Origin of the sequence: Dankookia rubra, from assembly GCF_004355005.1 — a bacterium.
Lineage (GTDB): Bacteria > Pseudomonadota > Alphaproteobacteria > Acetobacterales > Acetobacteraceae > Paracraurococcus > Paracraurococcus ruber_A.
Genome location: NZ_SMSJ01000344.1, coordinates 1 through 549, shown reverse-complemented (window position 1 = coordinate 549; position 549 = coordinate 1). Strand labels below are relative to the sequence as shown.

General features: G+C 83.1%; 1 pseudogene. It reads left to right on the top strand.

Annotation, left to right across the window (positions count from 1 at the left end):
• Positions 1-549, top strand: a pseudogene (locus E2C06_RS38390) (hypothetical protein); the annotation flags it as partial.

The following is a 549-nucleotide window of genomic DNA, read 5'->3' as shown; positions in this document are numbered from 1 at the left end:
GCCCGTGCCGCCCGCGCGTCGGCCGAGGCGGCGCAGGAGGCGGCGCGGGCCGCGGCGGCGCGGCTCGCCAACGCCGCCGCCCAGGCGGAGAACCGGATCGAGGCCCTCGCGCCGCAGCTCGCCCGGCTGGAGACGGAGGCGGCCGAGGCCGAAGCGGCGCTGGACCTGGCCCGCGCGGCGCAAACCGCGCTGCCCGATCTCGCCGCGATCCGCGCCGGGGTCGATCAGGCCCGCGCCACCCTCTCGGCCGCCCGGGTCGGCGAGGTCGCGGCACTGGAGACCCTGGCCGGGCTGCGGGCCGAGCGCGACCGCATCGCCACCCGGCGCGAGGCGGCCGCGGCCGAGCAGGCCGACTGGGCCGCGCGGCGGGTCGATGCGGCCGGGCGGCGGGAGGCCCTGGCCGTCCGCGCCACCGAGTCGCGGGCAGAGCGCGATGGCCTCGCGGCGCTGCCGGATGCCGCGGCATCCCGCCACCGCCAGGCCGGCGCGGCGCTGGCCGAGGTCGAGGCGGCGCATGCCGAGGCCGCCCGGGCGCTCGCCGCCGCCGAG